At 51.5% G+C, this 13,785-nt stretch carries 19 protein-coding genes; 17 read left to right on the top strand and 2 right to left on the bottom strand.

From position 1 onward, the window contains the following. Positions 1 to 26: 26 nt before the first annotated feature. From ACMHKJ_RS08720 to ACMHKJ_RS08670, 11 genes are all read left to right on the top strand, one after another. Positions 27 to 341, top strand: a complete 315-nt coding sequence (locus ACMHKJ_RS08720) for a phage holin, lambda family (RefSeq protein ID WP_413493161.1) — start codon at positions 27 to 29, stop codon at positions 339 to 341. Then, positions 338 to 745: a structural protein gene (locus ACMHKJ_RS08715; protein ID WP_413493159.1), complete on the top strand. Its 408-nt coding sequence runs from the start codon at positions 338 to 340 to the stop codon at positions 743 to 745. The genes ACMHKJ_RS08720 and ACMHKJ_RS08715 overlap by 4 nt, the downstream gene beginning before the upstream one ends. After that, positions 742 to 1,290 carry a DUF2570 domain-containing protein gene (locus ACMHKJ_RS08710; RefSeq protein WP_413493157.1) on the top strand — a complete coding sequence of 183 codons (549 nt, stop codon included), beginning with the start codon at positions 742 to 744 and terminating at the stop codon, positions 1,288 to 1,290. Before ACMHKJ_RS08715 ends, ACMHKJ_RS08710 begins: the two co-directional genes overlap by 4 nt. Then, positions 1,268 to 1,711, top strand: coding sequence for a phage tail protein (locus tag ACMHKJ_RS08705; protein WP_413493156.1), 444 nt, complete (start codon positions 1,268 to 1,270; stop codon positions 1,709 to 1,711). The genes ACMHKJ_RS08710 and ACMHKJ_RS08705 overlap by 23 nt, the downstream gene beginning before the upstream one ends. Further along, positions 1,692 to 2,309 carry a phage virion morphogenesis protein gene (locus tag ACMHKJ_RS08700; RefSeq protein WP_413493154.1) on the top strand — a complete coding sequence of 206 codons (618 nt, stop codon included), beginning with the start codon at positions 1,692 to 1,694 and terminating at the stop codon, positions 2,307 to 2,309. The genes ACMHKJ_RS08705 and ACMHKJ_RS08700 overlap by 20 nt, the downstream gene beginning before the upstream one ends. A 70-nt stretch (positions 2,310 to 2,379) precedes the next feature. Continuing rightward, on the top strand, positions 2,380 to 3,018 hold the full coding sequence (locus ACMHKJ_RS08695) for a phage baseplate assembly protein V (RefSeq protein WP_413493152.1): 639 nt from the start codon (positions 2,380 to 2,382) through the stop codon (positions 3,016 to 3,018). After that, complete coding sequence (locus tag ACMHKJ_RS08690) at positions 3,015 to 3,356, top strand: GPW/gp25 family protein (protein ID WP_413493150.1); 342 nt, start codon at positions 3,015 to 3,017, stop codon at positions 3,354 to 3,356. Before ACMHKJ_RS08695 ends, ACMHKJ_RS08690 begins: the two co-directional genes overlap by 4 nt. Before the next feature lie 2 nt (positions 3,357 to 3,358). Next, the gene (locus tag ACMHKJ_RS08685) at positions 3,359 to 4,267 is read left to right on the top strand and encodes a baseplate assembly protein (protein ID WP_413493148.1); all 909 of its coding nucleotides are present in this window, start codon (positions 3,359 to 3,361) and stop codon (positions 4,265 to 4,267) included. Further along, complete coding sequence (locus ACMHKJ_RS08680; protein WP_413493146.1) at positions 4,260 to 4,868, top strand: phage tail protein I; 609 nt, start codon at positions 4,260 to 4,262, stop codon at positions 4,866 to 4,868. The genes ACMHKJ_RS08685 and ACMHKJ_RS08680 overlap by 8 nt, the downstream gene beginning before the upstream one ends. Continuing rightward, positions 4,865 to 6,370: a phage tail protein gene (locus ACMHKJ_RS08675; protein ID WP_413493144.1), complete on the top strand. Its 1,506-nt coding sequence runs from the start codon at positions 4,865 to 4,867 to the stop codon at positions 6,368 to 6,370. Before ACMHKJ_RS08680 ends, ACMHKJ_RS08675 begins: the two co-directional genes overlap by 4 nt. Next, positions 6,367 to 6,720: a tail fiber assembly protein gene (locus ACMHKJ_RS08670; RefSeq protein WP_413493142.1), complete on the top strand. Its 354-nt coding sequence runs from the start codon at positions 6,367 to 6,369 to the stop codon at positions 6,718 to 6,720. Before ACMHKJ_RS08675 ends, ACMHKJ_RS08670 begins: the two co-directional genes overlap by 4 nt. Here the strand turns inward: ACMHKJ_RS08670 and ACMHKJ_RS08665 are convergent. Together ACMHKJ_RS08665 and ACMHKJ_RS08660 are read right to left on the bottom strand one after the other, a co-directional pair. Next, positions 6,704 to 7,153 carry a tail fiber assembly protein gene (locus tag ACMHKJ_RS08665; RefSeq protein WP_413493141.1) on the bottom strand — a complete coding sequence of 150 codons (450 nt, stop codon included), beginning with the start codon at positions 7,151 to 7,153 and terminating at the stop codon, positions 6,704 to 6,706. The genes ACMHKJ_RS08670 and ACMHKJ_RS08665 overlap by 17 nt on opposite strands. Positions 7,154 to 7,155: 2 nt before the next feature. Further along, positions 7,156 to 7,908 (bottom strand): hypothetical protein, encoded by a 753-nt coding sequence (locus ACMHKJ_RS08660; RefSeq protein ID WP_413493139.1) that lies wholly within the window; start codon positions 7,906 to 7,908, stop codon positions 7,156 to 7,158. Positions 7,909 to 8,072: 164 nt separating this feature from the next. Between ACMHKJ_RS08660 and ACMHKJ_RS08655 the strand changes: the two genes are divergently transcribed. The 6 genes from ACMHKJ_RS08655 (at position 8,073) to ACMHKJ_RS08630 (ending at position 13,779) form a co-directional block, all read left to right on the top strand. Next, positions 8,073 to 8,633 carry a recombinase family protein gene (locus ACMHKJ_RS08655; RefSeq protein ID WP_413493137.1) on the top strand — a complete coding sequence of 187 codons (561 nt, stop codon included), beginning with the start codon at positions 8,073 to 8,075 and terminating at the stop codon, positions 8,631 to 8,633. 149 nt (positions 8,634 to 8,782) lie between these two features. After that, on the top strand, positions 8,783 to 9,955 hold the full coding sequence (locus tag ACMHKJ_RS08650) for a phage tail sheath protein (RefSeq protein ID WP_413493135.1): 1,173 nt from the start codon (positions 8,783 to 8,785) through the stop codon (positions 9,953 to 9,955). A gap of 2 nt (positions 9,956 to 9,957) precedes the next feature. Then, a complete protein-coding gene (locus tag ACMHKJ_RS08645; protein ID WP_413493133.1) occupies positions 9,958 to 10,473 on the top strand; it encodes a phage major tail tube protein in 516 nt (171 codons plus the stop codon). A 15-nt stretch (positions 10,474 to 10,488) separates the two neighbouring features. Continuing rightward, entirely contained in the window at positions 10,489 to 10,797 is a 309-nt protein-coding gene (locus tag ACMHKJ_RS08640; protein ID WP_413493131.1) for a phage tail assembly protein, read from the top strand. An 11-nt stretch (positions 10,798 to 10,808) separates the two neighbouring features. Beyond that, a complete protein-coding gene (locus ACMHKJ_RS08635; protein WP_413493129.1) occupies positions 10,809 to 10,931 on the top strand; it encodes a GpE family phage tail protein in 123 nt (40 codons plus the stop codon). Further along, a complete protein-coding gene (locus ACMHKJ_RS08630) occupies positions 10,924 to 13,779 on the top strand; it encodes a phage tail tape measure protein (RefSeq protein WP_413493127.1) in 2,856 nt (951 codons plus the stop codon). Before ACMHKJ_RS08635 ends, ACMHKJ_RS08630 begins: the two co-directional genes overlap by 8 nt. Positions 13,780 to 13,785 lie beyond the last annotated feature (6 nt).

The raw sequence follows: 13,785 nt of genomic DNA, 5'->3' as shown, positions 1-13,785 counted from the left end.
CAACACCTCCACCAAGGGGGACAGGTATGAAAACGATGAAAGAACACTGGGCTGACATTCTCGACGCACTGAAAAACGCATGGCCGCAACTTTCCGGCGTTGCCTTTGCCGTTTTTATCCGCTACGCCTGCCTGATTTATGACGGTGACACCCGTAAGAATAAGTGGGCGGAATGCCTGCTGTGCGGCGCGTTGTCATGGGCAATTATCAGCGGTGCGGAATTTATCGGCATCCCGAACGGCGCGTCCGGCATGATTGGCGGCGCGGTCGGGTTTTTAGGTGTTGAGAAGATACGCGAAATCGCACACCGCATGATTAATAAAAAACTGGGGGACAAATGACACGCGGGATCCGAAATAACAATCCGGGCAATATTGACTATCACCAGGCGAATAACTGGAAAGGTCAGCTTGCACACGATAATGCGATTGAATCTCGTTTTTGCCGGTTCAGTGCGCCGGAGTACGGCATTCGCGCCATTATTGCCCTGTTGCGGAATTATCAGCGCAAGTACGGGCTGAATACCGTTGCCGGGCTTATCAGCCGCTGGGCACCGTCCAATGAAAATAATACTAACGCTTACGTCAGCGGGGTATCCAAAGCCCTCGGCGTTACCCCGGGTGCAGTGATCGCCCTATCTGATAAAAACACGGCGATCCTCCTGGCAAAAGCGATTATCCGTCATGAGAACGGCAGTCAGCCTTATCCGGATGCCCTCTTTGAAAAGGCGTACAGTCTGCTATGACAACCAAAGCCCGCCTTATCTCGCTGTTATTCAGTCTGCTGATGGCGGGCTTATTATTATTTGGTCTGAAACATTACTACGACAAATCAGAACGGCTGACAGATGAAAATACCGGACTGAAAAAAGACATCGACCGGCAGGCGGATATTATCACCGCGCAGTCATTTGAATTTAACCGGTTTAACCGGATAGCGCAGGTTGCCACGCAGAATAACATCATGCAGCGTGCCGCCTCGGAGGAGCGCCAGATTGAATACCGCACCATTCTTAAAAACACTCCGACCTGTGGTCTGCCTGTGCCTCGCGCTGTTTCTGACGGCATGTTCCGCGACACGTACAATCTACGTGCCCGCACCATGTCCACCGTTGCCGGACTCACTGACAAAACCGGTGCCGCCGTCCCTGCCGCCCGGGTTCTGACTTACTGCGAACTGCCGTTATGGATTGATTTACTGATAGCCGATCTGGATGAAGCTAATACGCAGCTTGAGGGCATCCGTGCCGCAGAAAAGGCAAGGCAATATGAAAAAACTCAACAGCATTAAAGATACCCTGCTGAAAAAAATACCCTACCTGGGCAAAAACCCGGAAAAACTGTATCTGTTTGTGGACGACGGCGGGATCTTTGCGACCAATGAACCGTCCCTTTCCTACGAATATATTTACAGCCTGAATATTATCCTTGAGGCATTTCCCGGCGATCAGAATGTCGTGTTTGCCGTGGTGGTCGAATGGGTAAAACAGCATCAGCCCGATATTCTTGCCAACCCGGACAAACGCGCCAACGGCATCCGCTTTGAGGCTGATATTCTCAACAGCCAGAGTGCGAATATCAGCATTGACCTGAAACTGACAGAGCGGGTTATCGTCTCGGTACAGGAAGGGAAATACCATGTTGAAGCCGTGCCGGAGCCGGAAAACCCGTCAGACCAATGGGAGTCACTGAATGTCAGAACACGCCCTTGATGCACTGGAACATGAACTTGCCGGACTGCTGGCGCGGGTAAGCCCGGCTGCGCGCAAAAAGCTGTCCCGCGAAATCGTCCGTGACCTGCGCAAAAGCCAGATAAAACGCATCCGTGAGCAGAAAAACCCGGATGGCAGCGCATTTACCCGGCGCAAGGCGCAATTTATTACTGTACAGCGGGAAATGCGGTTTATCTGGCGAGGGCAGCAGCGCAGCCTGAAAAACTGGCAGCAGAATAAACGCATGATAACCGGCTTTGATGTGAACAAAGGCGCGGTGCGCTCATTCCGCAAAGGGGATATCCAGCGGTTTATTGCCGTGAAAAAAGACCGCATAAAAGTTAAAGGCAAAAGCAAACAGACCCGCATGTTTAAACGCCTCGCCACTGCCCGCTATATGCGCGCGTTCTCCAATGAAAATGAAGCAGCGATCTTCTTTGCCCCGGCGGCTGCCAATATTGCGGCAATCCATCAGTACGGGCTGAAAGAAAAGTTGCGCAATCTGGATATACAGTACCCGTCCCGTCAGTTACTCGGCTTTTCTGCCGACGATACCCGCCGTATTGAAGCTGCAATTATCAACTTCCTCGCGTCCTGATGTTGTATTTGCGCCCGATACAACACTGAGCCGGTGCATTCGCCACCGGTTCGGTGGCAGGCTTATCCGCATGAGCGCAAACACCCAAATCGCGGAACTCCTCCGCCTGATCAGAAATATTATCCGCACCGGCACGGTCACGGCGGTTGAGATTGGTCGCGGCTGTCGCGTACAGACCGGCAACCTGCAAACGGACTGGCTTCCGGTGGTCACATTGCGTGCCGGCGCTGCCCGCAGTAGCTGGATGCCGTCTGTCGGTGAACAGGTCGTGATCCTGTCTGTCGGCGGTGAGCTGACCACTGCGGTTGTGCTGCCGGGACTTTTTTCTGATGAATATAATGAACCGACCGACTCCCTGACCGCGAACCATACCACCTACCCGGACGGCGCGGTGATCGAGTACGAACCGGCGACCGGCGCACTGAAAGCGACCGGTATCACCACTGCATTTATTGACGCGGGTGAAAGTATTACCGCCACGTCACCGGTTGTTATCGTCAATGCCAGTGAGAATATCCGGTTTGTCACCCCGGCCGTGATCTGTTCTGACAACCTGACCTGCGCCACGCTGAATGTAATGAAAGGCGGGGAAATGACCGGCAACTTTAATCACACCGGCGGCAGTATCACCTCTAACGGAATTACGGTTCACTCTCACACGCACGGTGGCGTTGATCGTGGCAACAGTAATACGGATGGTCCGCAATGAGATACTACGGATTCAACGCTCTGACCGGGCAGGGCATCACCGATATCGACCATGTGCGCCAGTCAGTGCGGGACATTCTGATCACGCCGGTCGGCTCCCGTATTGCCAGACGAACATACGGCTCCCTGCTGTTCCGTCTAACTGACCAGCCGGATAACAACGCGCTGCGCCTGCAACTGATGGCGGCATGTTACACCGCCCTGCTGCGCTGGGAGCCGCGCATACAGATCCAGCAACTGACTATTTCCGCCCCGGTACCGGCAAGTATTGTGATTGACCTTTCCGGGGTATTTTCGCCAACCGGTCAGCCGTTTTCCTTTTCCGTGCCTGTGAGGTAATCATGCCAACTATCGACATCAGCCAGTTACCGCCGCCGGACGTGATCGAATCACTGGAATATGAATTAATTTTCAGTGAGCGCAAAGCTGCCTTGCTGGCATCCCTGCCGGAAGACTTGCGCGAGCCGGTCGCCCGCGTGCTGCAACTGGAATCCGAACCGCTGACCAAGCTGTTACAGGAAAGTACCTACCGTGAATTGCTGCTGCGCCAGCGGGTTAATGAAGCCGCCCGCGCCTGTATGGTGGCGTTTTCACGCGGTGCGGATTTGGATCAGTTGGGTGAAAACAACAATGTTCCCCGCCTGATTATTCAGGCTGCTGATGAAACCGCGATCCCGCCCATCCCCGCGATTTACGAGTCAGATTCTGATTTCCGGATGCGTATTCCCCAGGCATTTGAGGGAATGAGTGTTGCCGGGCCTGTTGGCGCGTATATCTTTCATGCCCGCAGCGCCTCCGGACAGGTCGCGGACGCCTCGGCAATCAGCCCGGAGCCTGCCTGTGTCACGGTCAGTGTATTATCACGCGAGGGTAACGGCACCGCGCCGGCGGAACTGCTGACGGTAGTCGATAAGGCACTGAATGATGAAAACGTACGCCCAGTGGCTGACCGTGTGACGGTGCAATCAGTTGAAATTGTTGATTATTCAATTAATGCCACGCTTTATTTATTCCCTACGCCGGAATCCGAGCCGATAGAAGCCGCCGCCCGTGAGCGGATAGCACGGTATGTCAAAGAACAACACCGCATCGGGCGTGATATCCGGCTGTCTGCCATTTATGCCGCCCTGCATGTTGAGGGCGTCCAGCGGGTAGAGCTGGCAAGCCCGGCAAAAGATATCGTGATCAGTGATACACAGGCGTCATTCTGCACTGATGTCGTGGTGACGGTCGGGGGATCGGATGAGTAGCCGTTTGCTGCCGACCGGCTCTAGCCCGCTGGAAATCGCCGCCGCCCAAGCCTGCGCTGAAATAGAGCGTGTGCCGGTACCAATAAAAACCCTGGTCAATCCTGATACCTGCCCGCTGCATCTGCTGCCCTATCTGGCGTGGGCGTGGTCGGTTGACAGGTGGGATGCAGCCTGGTCGGAACGGACAAAACGGGACGTTATCAAATCCTCAATGTTTGTTCACAAGCATAAGGGCACTATCGGGGCGCTGCGGCGTGTCGTGGAGCCGTTGGGCTATCTGATCAGTGTCACTGAATGGTGGAAAACCGGCGACCGTAACGGCACGTTCCGCCTGACGGTCGGGGTGTCAGAAAGCGGTATCACCGAAGAAACCTATTTTGAACTTGAGCGCCTGATATTTGATGCTCGTCCGCTCAGCCGCCACCTGTTGGGATTGTCTATTAACCTGAGCACGTCCGGCAGTTTTTACTGCGGTGCTGCCACCAATACCGGCGATACGCTGACGGTTTACCCGTATATCCCGGAGACGGTCCGGGTAGAAAGCGCGGACTATATTGGTGCGGCGCTGATAACCATTGATAAAGTGAGAATAAACCCATGACAGCAAAGTATTTCGCGATCCTGACGAACTACGGCGCGGCACAGCTTGCGAATGCTGTCGCGCTCGGTACGAAACTGAATATTTCAGTGATGGCGGTCGGTGACGGCGGCGGCGTGTTGCCGATCCCTGATCCGGCACAGACAAAACTTATCCGCGAAACCCGACGGGCGGCAGTCAATCAGGTGTCGGTTGATGATAAAAACCCGAATTATATTATTTCTGAACAGGTTATCCCTGAGAACGAGGGCGGTTGGTTCATCCGTGAAATCGGTCTGTTTGATGATAAGGGCGGGCTGATTGCGGTCGGTAACGCCCCGGAAACCTACAAGCCGAATTTACAGGAGGGCAGCGGACGCACGCAGGTTATTCAAATGGTGCTGATGGTCAGCAGCACAGAATCAATCACCCTGAAAGTCGATCCGTCAGTGGTACTGGCAACGCGGGAGTATGTGACAAAAAGCATTGCAGCAGCAATTCAGGAGTCAGAAGCCAGAGCCGCTAAGACTTATCAGCCGAAAGGTGATTATGTTTTGCATCCTTATTTAAAGCTGGAAATGCAGAAAAAGCTGGATAAATCGGACGTTGTTAATCAGTTAGGTAACGATACCAGTAAAGCCGCATCACAGGCTTTAGTGGCTACTGAGCTGGGTAAAAAAGCCCCATTAAATGTTGCAGACGGCAAGCTAGCCAAAGACAAGAACGGCGCGGATATCCCGGACAAACCGAAGTTTATTGAAAACCTTGGTTTGGGAGAAGCGGCTAAAAGCAAAGTATTGCAGACGACAGGCGCATCGAAAACAGATGTGATGAGCCAAAAATCGGTGACAGATGAGTTGAATAACAAGGCTAACCTGGTCTCTGATTCGGAGCAGAGTTTCAACGGTGTCGTGTCAACAAAAAAAGAAGTTGCAGTGCGCCTTGATAACAAGAGAACCCTTTTGCAAGCCGGAGGGGTGATAGCATTCTCTCAGGATAATAAAACGTGGTATGTGGCGACATTTCAGAATAAAACAGGAACCGTTGCATACTCGTCAGACCTGTCAGATTTGGCTGATAAAAACGCAACAGAAGAGCAGGTATTTAATTCAAAGATAGCAGCGAAAGAGTTTAATGCAGTTGATGGGAATAATAGAAACATTCTGAAAGCATCCGGAGTGATAACCCATTCACCAGACCTTTCAACCTGGTATGACCTTGTGTTGCCAAAAAAAACCGGAACCGCAGCCATTACTGCCGATGCAATCGGTAGCGGTGCTCACACATGGTATGACATGACAGCTCAGCGGAAATTAAATGTTATCTATAGCAACACGGCAGGAAAGCCAACTGAGGTAAGTATTTACTGTAAAAGTGTTCATGTATACGTCAACTCAGTAAGGGTGGCCGCGGCAGCTATTGACAGCAGATGCAACATTAGTGTGATTATCCCTGTGGGTGGAAGCATAACGGTAAACTCGCAGGGAGAATCTGGGGAGTTAATTTGGTGGAGTGAATTACGATGAGATATTACAAAGATAGTGAAAATAAAATCTATGCCTTTGAAGATAATATCAATGCGGAGGACTGGCTTAATTTTAAGGTTGCGGAGATAACGGAAAGTAAAGCTGATGAAATTTTAAATCCACCGCTGACGAAAGAGCAACTGATTGAACAGGCGGAAGCCAAAAAGCAGTTTCTGATCGCAGAGGTCAATGCAGAAACAGAAATGCTCCGGGCAAAACTTGCACTCGGTCGCATCAAAGAGGATGAAAAGGCGCTTTTAAACGCCTGGCTGGATTATCTGGACGAACTGGAAGCGGTAGACGTATCCACCGCCCCCGATATCATCTGGCCGGTTAAGCCGGTGGCGTAGGCCATACCACATCAGCCCCGAGGGAAGTATCAACACGGTTGAGCATAACCCGGTATAGTTTCCATTCTTTCAGGGCTGATATTTCTTCCGGTGTGGCGATATCCAGATCAACGGCATCCTGTAGCGGGGCTATTGCTTCTGACGCTTCTGACATCAGCGCCAACTTCCGAATGTCGGCATCAGCCCGTGCCAGTTCGCGATAGTTTTCAACATAGACGAAATCATTGCCTTTCGCGCTCCACGTCTTGTACTTGTCAGTTGTCCACTGAACAAATATCAGCTTGTCCTTGCTGTCTGAAACCAGTGTTTCCCCAGTTTGCTGACGGATAAGCAGCTCATCAATCAGCTCGTCGCTCACTTCAATGTGAACGTTTTTATCCAGCTCCTGAAGGTCGAAATCAACCGAGAGTGTTTTTTTGTTATAGGCTTTCATGTTTACCCCACCAACCAAATTTCTGTGACGCTACCAGCGCCGGTATTATGTGAAAATGTTGCCCTGTCCGGATATACCCCCATGCCAATCGACGTCCCTGACCCAGTTGCAGCGTAAGCTGCATATGACTGCGTAGTAACCAGTGACTGGATTTTCGCCACGCCGTCATGAAACATGATCAGCATTTTCCCTACACCATTTGTGCCGAAACTGAATGACTGGCCTACCGAGGCGCCGGAGCCTGAATAGAGTTTCCTTATCCGTTGTCCGGCAATATCGGCACCAGTGTCAATTTCAGCAAACGGAATACCTACCTGTTTTGTGGTGCCGTTTTTTGCAGTGTGTTTAAACAATAACGAGTTGCGTGTCGGTGATGCGACTATTTCAAATGTATCACCAGAGACACTTTGATTAAGAAAAACCGCTGGGTAATCTGGTGCTGTTACGGAGACTCGCTTATCAGCTGACGGGCTGTCTTTTGCCAAGTAATCGCCTTTCACCTGCTTACCATCCAGGGCATCACTAAGTGTGTCAATTGCTGTTTTTGTCGCTATCAGCTCCCACGGTTTTTTCTCATCACCAAAAATATTCCGGATGTAGGTGCGAGGTTTTTCTGTGGCGTATGTCACTGCAATCTGTGTTTTGTAATGACCTGATGCCGCCATATTGATAATGACAAACCCAACACCTTTCTCCGGGTTATCGTCTGAGCCTGCACCGGACAGATAGAAGCCACTTTCGGTGACGGATGCCATCGCCTTGAGAATGCCACCAAGTCCGAAATCCCCCTTCTTCAGAGCTTCTTTTAAACCAACCTTTTGTGAACAGGGATTTTAATATAAGCAAATTCACCTACTTAAGAGCAAAATCTGATAACCTGATGATAAGAAAAAAGTAAGAGCCGGGAGACGATAGTTTTATGATTATTGGGTATGCGCGGGTATCAAGTAACCACCAGGACACAGAGCTTCAAATGCAGGCACTCAGAGCCGCCGGATGTACACTTATTTTTGAAGAAAAGGCATCAGGGCGTAAAACTAACCGCCCGGTCCTAAAAGAAGTGGTTGATATGTTGGAGCCTGACGATGAATTGGTTATCTGGAAATTAGACCGCATCGGCCGTAATGTCTTGCACGCACTTTTAACCTTCCAAAGCCTCGCTGAACGCCATGTTAATATCCGGTCTATTACTGATGGTGTCGATCTCAGTACAGCCAGTGGCCGCTATAACTTCCGAAATATCCTCTCTGCCGCGCAATATGAGTCTGATTTAAATAGCGAAAGAACATTAGCGGGTCTGGCTGTAGCAAGAGCCAGAGGGCGTATAGGTGGGCGTAAGCCTAAATTTACTAACGAGCATTGGGATCTGTTTAAGCGGGAAATTATGGCGGGTCATTCACATCGTGACGTGGCGATAAAACATGGTGTAAGTCTTTCAACGTTATATAAACATTACCCGGTTCAGGCGGATAGCAGATAACGCGATACGCGCCAATATTTGCACTGTGTAAATATTACCCACACTACAATTGCCCTTTGTTGTACAACGCCCTTATACAACACCAACCGCACGACACCGCGCCATATCAATAACACCATAGAAAGCACCAAAAAGAGGAGCTTCTTTCTATGGCACAAGACTATCACCACGGCGTGCGTGTCGTTGAACTCAATGACGGAACACGCCCTATCCGCACCATCAGCACGGCAATTGTCGGTATGGTTTGTACCGCTGATGATGCAGATGCAAAAGCATTCCCGCTTAACAAGCCCGTCCTGCTGACGGATATCCGTTCCGCACTCGGCAAAGCCGGGGACACCGGCACGCTCGCGCATTCACTGCAAGCCATCAGCGACCAGACAAAACCGGTAACGGTCGTTGTCCGTGTCGAGCAGGGCGAAAGCGAAGCGGAAACCACAACAAACATTATCGGCGGCACGACTGATACCGGACTGAAAACCGGCTTACAGGCGCTGCTGACCGCGAAAAACTATACCGGCGTTAAACCGCGTATTCTCGGCGTACCGGGACACGACAATCAGGCTGTCACATCAAAGCTGGTTACTGTGGCGCAGGCGTTACGCGGGTTCGCTTATGCCAGTGCCTACGGTTGCAAAACCATTCCGGAAGTACTGGACTACCGCAAAAACTTCAGTCAGCGCGAGCTGATGTTGATCCACCCGGATTTTCTGTCATGGGATTCAGTGAAGGACGCCGAAGCAACCGCCTACGCCACCGCCCGTGCGCTGGGTCTGCGTGCCAAAATAGACCAGGACATCGGCTGGCATAAAACCCTGTCAAATATCGGCGTGAATGGTGTGACCGGTATTTCTGCTGATGTGTCGTGGGACTTGCAGGATCCGGCAACTGACGCGGGCCTGCTGAATGAAAACGATATCACCACGCTTATCCGTGAAGATGGATTCCGTTTCTGGGGTTCCCGCACCTGCTCTGACGATCCGCTGTTTGCCTTTGAGAACTATGTCCGTACCGCGCAGGTACTGGCTGACACTATGGCAGAAGCGCACATGTGGGCGGTTGATAAGCCAATGACCCCGACATTGGTTAAAGACATTATCGACGGCATCAACGCCAAAATGCGCAACCTGACCACTAACGGTTATCTGCTTGGCGGTGAATGCTGGTTTGATCCGGATGCTAACGGCAAAGACGAATTAAAAGCCGGAAAGCTGGCGATTGATTATGACTATACACCGGTGCCACCGGCTGAAAATATCACCTTCCGTCAGCGCATCACTGATCGCTACCTGATGGATTTCGCATCGAAAATTAAGGGGTAATCATGGCTTTACCACGCAAACTAAAAAACATGAACCTGTTTTTTGACGGTGATAACTATCAGGGGCTTGCTGAAGAAATCACCCTGCCGAAAATCACCCGCAAAATGGAAGCCTATCGCGGCGGCGGCATGAACGGTGCCGCCCAGATTGATATGGGTCTGGATGATGGCGCACTTGATATGGAAGTCACTCTCGGCGGTATGGAAGCACAAATCTATAAGCACTGGGGTATTGCCGAGATTGACGGCGTACAACTGCGCTTTGCCGGTGCCTATCAGCGCGACGATACCGGCGATGTTATCGCCTGTGAGGTGGTTGTACGCGGACGCTTATCCGAAATAGACCCGGGCAGCGCCAAACAGGGTGATAACACCCAGGTTAAATTCAGCTTTAAACCAACCTACTACAAACTGGTTTGGGACGGCGCGGATCTCATTGAGATTGATGTCGTCAATATGGTTGAAAAAGTCGACGGCAAAGACCGTCTTGCAGAACAACGCGCCGCTATCGGGCTTTAACAGGAAAAAAAGTAAATGACTGAACAAATTCAGAAAACACAGGCAACCGTCACACTGGAAGAACCTGTTAAACGCGGCGAAACAGACATTACCGAAGTGGTTGTCCGCAAGCCCAAAGCGGGCGCATTACGTGGCGTTCGTCTGGTCGCGCTGATGGATATGGATGTAACGTCCATGACCGAAGTGTTACCCCGCATCACAGCACCGGCACTGACAAAACCGGAAATTATGGCGATGGCGCCGGGCGACCTGCTCAATCTGTCGATCGAGGTGGTTAATTTTTTGTTGCCGAAGTCGATGCAGCAGGACTACCAGAACGATTAACTGTAGATGATTTGGTGGCAGATATTGCCACCATTTTTCACTGGCCACCCTCCGCGACTGAGGATATGAGCCTGACCGAATTAATTGAATGGCGTTATCACGCTTACAAACGCAGCGGTAATAGTGATGAGTAGAAATCTACGTTTACAGGTTGTGCTGAACGCCGTCGATAAATTAACAAGACCGTTCCGCAGTGCGCAGGAATCCAATAAACGACTGGCGGGCGCTGTCCGTCAGTCGCGTGATGCATTGAAAGACCTCAACCGGCAAGCCGGGCAAATCGACGGCTTTCGCAAAACAAAACAGCAACTCACCGAAACCCAGCAGGCATATCAGGCAGCAACACAACGCGCCGCCGCCCTCGCCCGCGAAATGACCGCATCCGGAAACCCCACAAGGCAACAAGCTGAAGCCCTGAAACGCGCGCAGCGGGAGGCTGCACAACTGAAAAACCGGTTCGGGGAATTGCAGCAATCCGCACAGCGTCAGCGCTCGGCATTGCAGGCTAACGGGATCTCAACCAATCAGTTGGGGCAGGCACAACGCCGCCTGAACGGCGATATCACCCGTACCACGCAGCAGTTGCAGCGACAGGAACAGCAGCTGCGCCGCAGTGCAGAACAAGAGCGCCGCATGGCAGCAGCCAAAGGCAGCTACCAAAAAACCATGGATGTACGAAATAAAATGGCGGGCACCGGTGCCGCCGCTATGGCAACCGGCGGCGCGTCCTTGTACGCCAGTAAAAAATTTCTGATGCCGGGCTTTGAATTTGAAACCGGTATGTCGAAAGTACAGGCGCTGACCCGCCTTGATAAAGGGTCAAAAGAATATAAAGCCCTGCGCGAACAGGCGCGTGATCTCGGTGCAACCACTGCATTCACCGCGAACGAAGTCGCACAGGGTCAGTCATTTTATGCAATGGCAGGGTTTAAGCCGGAGCAAATACAGAACGCCATGAAAGGTACCCTGTCGATGTCACTTGCCGGTGATGTTGACCTTGCCACCACAGCCGATATCGGGTCAAACATTCTGACCGGCTTTAAGCTGAATTCGGATGAAATGAACCGCGTCAGTGATACCCTCGTTGCCACTTTTACCCGGTCAAATACCAACCTGAACATGTTGGGCGACACCATGAAATACGTCGCGCCGGTTGCCTCCGGGTTGGGCGTTGATCTGGAAACAGCAGCAGTTGCCGCAGGTAAGCTGGGTGATGCCGGTATTCAGGGGTCAATGGCCGGTACCGGATTGCGATCTATCCTCGGTCGTTTGGCGGAGCCGCCTAAACAGGCAGCGGATGCACTTGAGCAACTAAGTATAAAAACCCGTGACGCTAAAGGTAACTTACGCGCCCTGCCGGACATCCTCACGGAGCTGGACAAGAAAACAAAAAAAATGGGTACCGCTGAGCGTGCCGGATTTTTTAAACACATCGCCGGTGAAGAGGCTTTCTCTGCCCTGTCTGTTCTGGTTGAACAAGCCGGTAAAGGCGATCTGCAAAAAATGATAGCCGAAGTTAAAGCGGCAAAAGGTGAGGCGCAGAAAGTAGCGGACACCATGACCGATAACCTTGACGGCGATCTGAAAAACCTGACCTCTGCATGGGAAGATGTCGGGATTCAGATATTCGGCGGCGTTGACAGCCCGCTGCGCGATATCGCGAAATCCATCACTGATATTATCAGCAAGGTCGGCGACTGGACAAAACGTAACCCGGAGCTGACAAACACCCTGACAAAAATTGCACTGGCGCTGGGCGTGATCCTTACTGTAGGCGGTGCGCTGATTCTGATGCTTGCCGCCATGCTTGGACCGATGGCACTGTTGAAACTCAGCCTGTCTGTTTTAGGCATCAAAGGTGCCGGTGCGTTTGGCTTGCTGGCGAAAGGCATAAAGTTTTTTGCCCTCAAGGGTGTCTGGGCGTTTGGTCTGCTGGCCAAAGGACTAAAAATTATTGCTCTCAAAGGTGTAGGGGCGCTTGGCCTGCTGGCCAAAGGGATAAAAATTGTCGGCATGGCGCTGTTTACCGCCGGTAAAGCCCTGCTGACTAACCCAATTTTTCTTGCGGCAGCAGCTATTGCCGCTATTGCTTATGTGATTTATAAGAATTGGGATTCAATCGCCGCATTCTTTACAAAATTATGGACGGACATCGGCAACGCCTGTGATGCAGCGTGGACATGGATAGGAAGCATTATCAGTAAAGCCTGGGTGGGAATAAAAAATTATTTTCTCAATTACACGTTACTTGGAATTATCTATCAGAATTGGGACGGCATAAAAAAATATATGTCGGATCTGTGGGAAGCGGTAAAAACCACCATCCGGACAAAATGGGATGAGATTATCAATTTCATACGTAACCTGCCGGAAACGATGAAAAAAATAGCGTCAGATATGATTGACAGCGTTATCAGCGGGATTGACGCCAAATGGGAAGACCTGAAAAATAAATTTGCCGAAATAAAACAAATGGCAAAAGACGCCCTGACGCCGGACTGGCTGAAAGAAGCGAAACAGGATCAGAAGTTTGTTACAGCGGTCGAAGCCACGCAAAAAACCACTATGTCCGGAGGCATCCGTAACGCTAACTGGAGTATCCCGCCGAAGAAATTTGCCGGTGCGTATGACTCCGGCGGGCATATTCCGCGCGGCCAGTTCGGAATTGTCGGTGAGAACGGACCGGAAGTTATCGACGGACCGGCAAATGTAACCGGCAGGAAAAATACTGCAGCACTGGCAATGCTGGCACTGAGTACCCTGTCGCAGCCGATTGCGGCGCAGCCGGTACAATCCGCCGGCGGATCTCACGGTAACTCATATTCATCACAACAGTATGCCGCGCCGGTCATTAATATTTACCCGACCCCGGCACAGTCCGCACAGGATATCGCCCGTGAAGTTGCCCGCCAGCTTGACGCAATAAACCGCCGTCAGCAGGCAGCAAGCCGCAGCAGTTACCGTGATACGGAGGAGTTTTAATTATGG

The organism is Morganella psychrotolerans (assembly GCF_965118875.1).
In the GTDB taxonomy this organism is placed as follows: domain Bacteria; phylum Pseudomonadota; class Gammaproteobacteria; order Enterobacterales; family Enterobacteriaceae; genus Morganella; species Morganella psychrotolerans_C.
Note: the sequence above shows the minus strand (reverse complement) of the source record. Positions and strands in the feature narration are given on the sequence as shown.

What these genes read in the sequence shown, in the direction of transcription:
- ACMHKJ_RS08645 (WP_413493133.1), top strand. Translation starts at nt 9,958, where the DNA reads ATGGCTTTACCACGCAAACTAAAAAACATGAACCTGTTTTTTGACGGT.
- ACMHKJ_RS08685 (WP_413493148.1), top strand. Translation starts at nt 3,359, where the DNA reads ATGCCAACTATCGACATCAGCCAGTTACCGCCGCCGGACGTGATCGAA.
- ACMHKJ_RS08640 (WP_413493131.1), top strand. Translation starts at nt 10,489, where the DNA reads ATGACTGAACAAATTCAGAAAACACAGGCAACCGTCACACTGGAAGAA.
- ACMHKJ_RS08695 (WP_413493152.1), top strand. Translation starts at nt 2,380, where the DNA reads ATGAGCGCAAACACCCAAATCGCGGAACTCCTCCGCCTGATCAGAAAT.
- ACMHKJ_RS08660 (WP_413493139.1), bottom strand. Translation starts at nt 7,908, where the DNA reads ATGGCATCCGTCACCGAAAGTGGCTTCTATCTGTCCGGTGCAGGCTCA.
- ACMHKJ_RS08720 (WP_413493161.1), top strand. Translation starts at nt 27, where the DNA reads ATGAAAACGATGAAAGAACACTGGGCTGACATTCTCGACGCACTGAAA.
- ACMHKJ_RS08655 (WP_413493137.1), top strand. Translation starts at nt 8,073, where the DNA reads ATGATTATTGGGTATGCGCGGGTATCAAGTAACCACCAGGACACAGAG.
- ACMHKJ_RS08680 (WP_413493146.1), top strand. Translation starts at nt 4,260, where the DNA reads ATGAGTAGCCGTTTGCTGCCGACCGGCTCTAGCCCGCTGGAAATCGCC.
- ACMHKJ_RS08675 (WP_413493144.1), top strand. Translation starts at nt 4,865, where the DNA reads ATGACAGCAAAGTATTTCGCGATCCTGACGAACTACGGCGCGGCACAG.
- ACMHKJ_RS08710 (WP_413493157.1), top strand. Translation starts at nt 742, where the DNA reads ATGACAACCAAAGCCCGCCTTATCTCGCTGTTATTCAGTCTGCTGATG.
- ACMHKJ_RS08670 (WP_413493142.1), top strand. Translation starts at nt 6,367, where the DNA reads ATGAGATATTACAAAGATAGTGAAAATAAAATCTATGCCTTTGAAGAT.
- ACMHKJ_RS08715 (WP_413493159.1), top strand. Translation starts at nt 338, where the DNA reads ATGACACGCGGGATCCGAAATAACAATCCGGGCAATATTGACTATCAC.
- ACMHKJ_RS08650 (WP_413493135.1), top strand. Translation starts at nt 8,783, where the DNA reads ATGGCACAAGACTATCACCACGGCGTGCGTGTCGTTGAACTCAATGAC.
- ACMHKJ_RS08630 (WP_413493127.1), top strand. Translation starts at nt 10,924, where the DNA reads ATGAGTAGAAATCTACGTTTACAGGTTGTGCTGAACGCCGTCGATAAA.
- ACMHKJ_RS08690 (WP_413493150.1), top strand. Translation starts at nt 3,015, where the DNA reads ATGAGATACTACGGATTCAACGCTCTGACCGGGCAGGGCATCACCGAT.
- ACMHKJ_RS08705 (WP_413493156.1), top strand. Translation starts at nt 1,268, where the DNA reads ATGAAAAAACTCAACAGCATTAAAGATACCCTGCTGAAAAAAATACCC.
- ACMHKJ_RS08665 (WP_413493141.1), bottom strand. Translation starts at nt 7,153, where the DNA reads ATGAAAGCCTATAACAAAAAAACACTCTCGGTTGATTTCGACCTTCAG.
- ACMHKJ_RS08700 (WP_413493154.1), top strand. Translation starts at nt 1,692, where the DNA reads ATGTCAGAACACGCCCTTGATGCACTGGAACATGAACTTGCCGGACTG.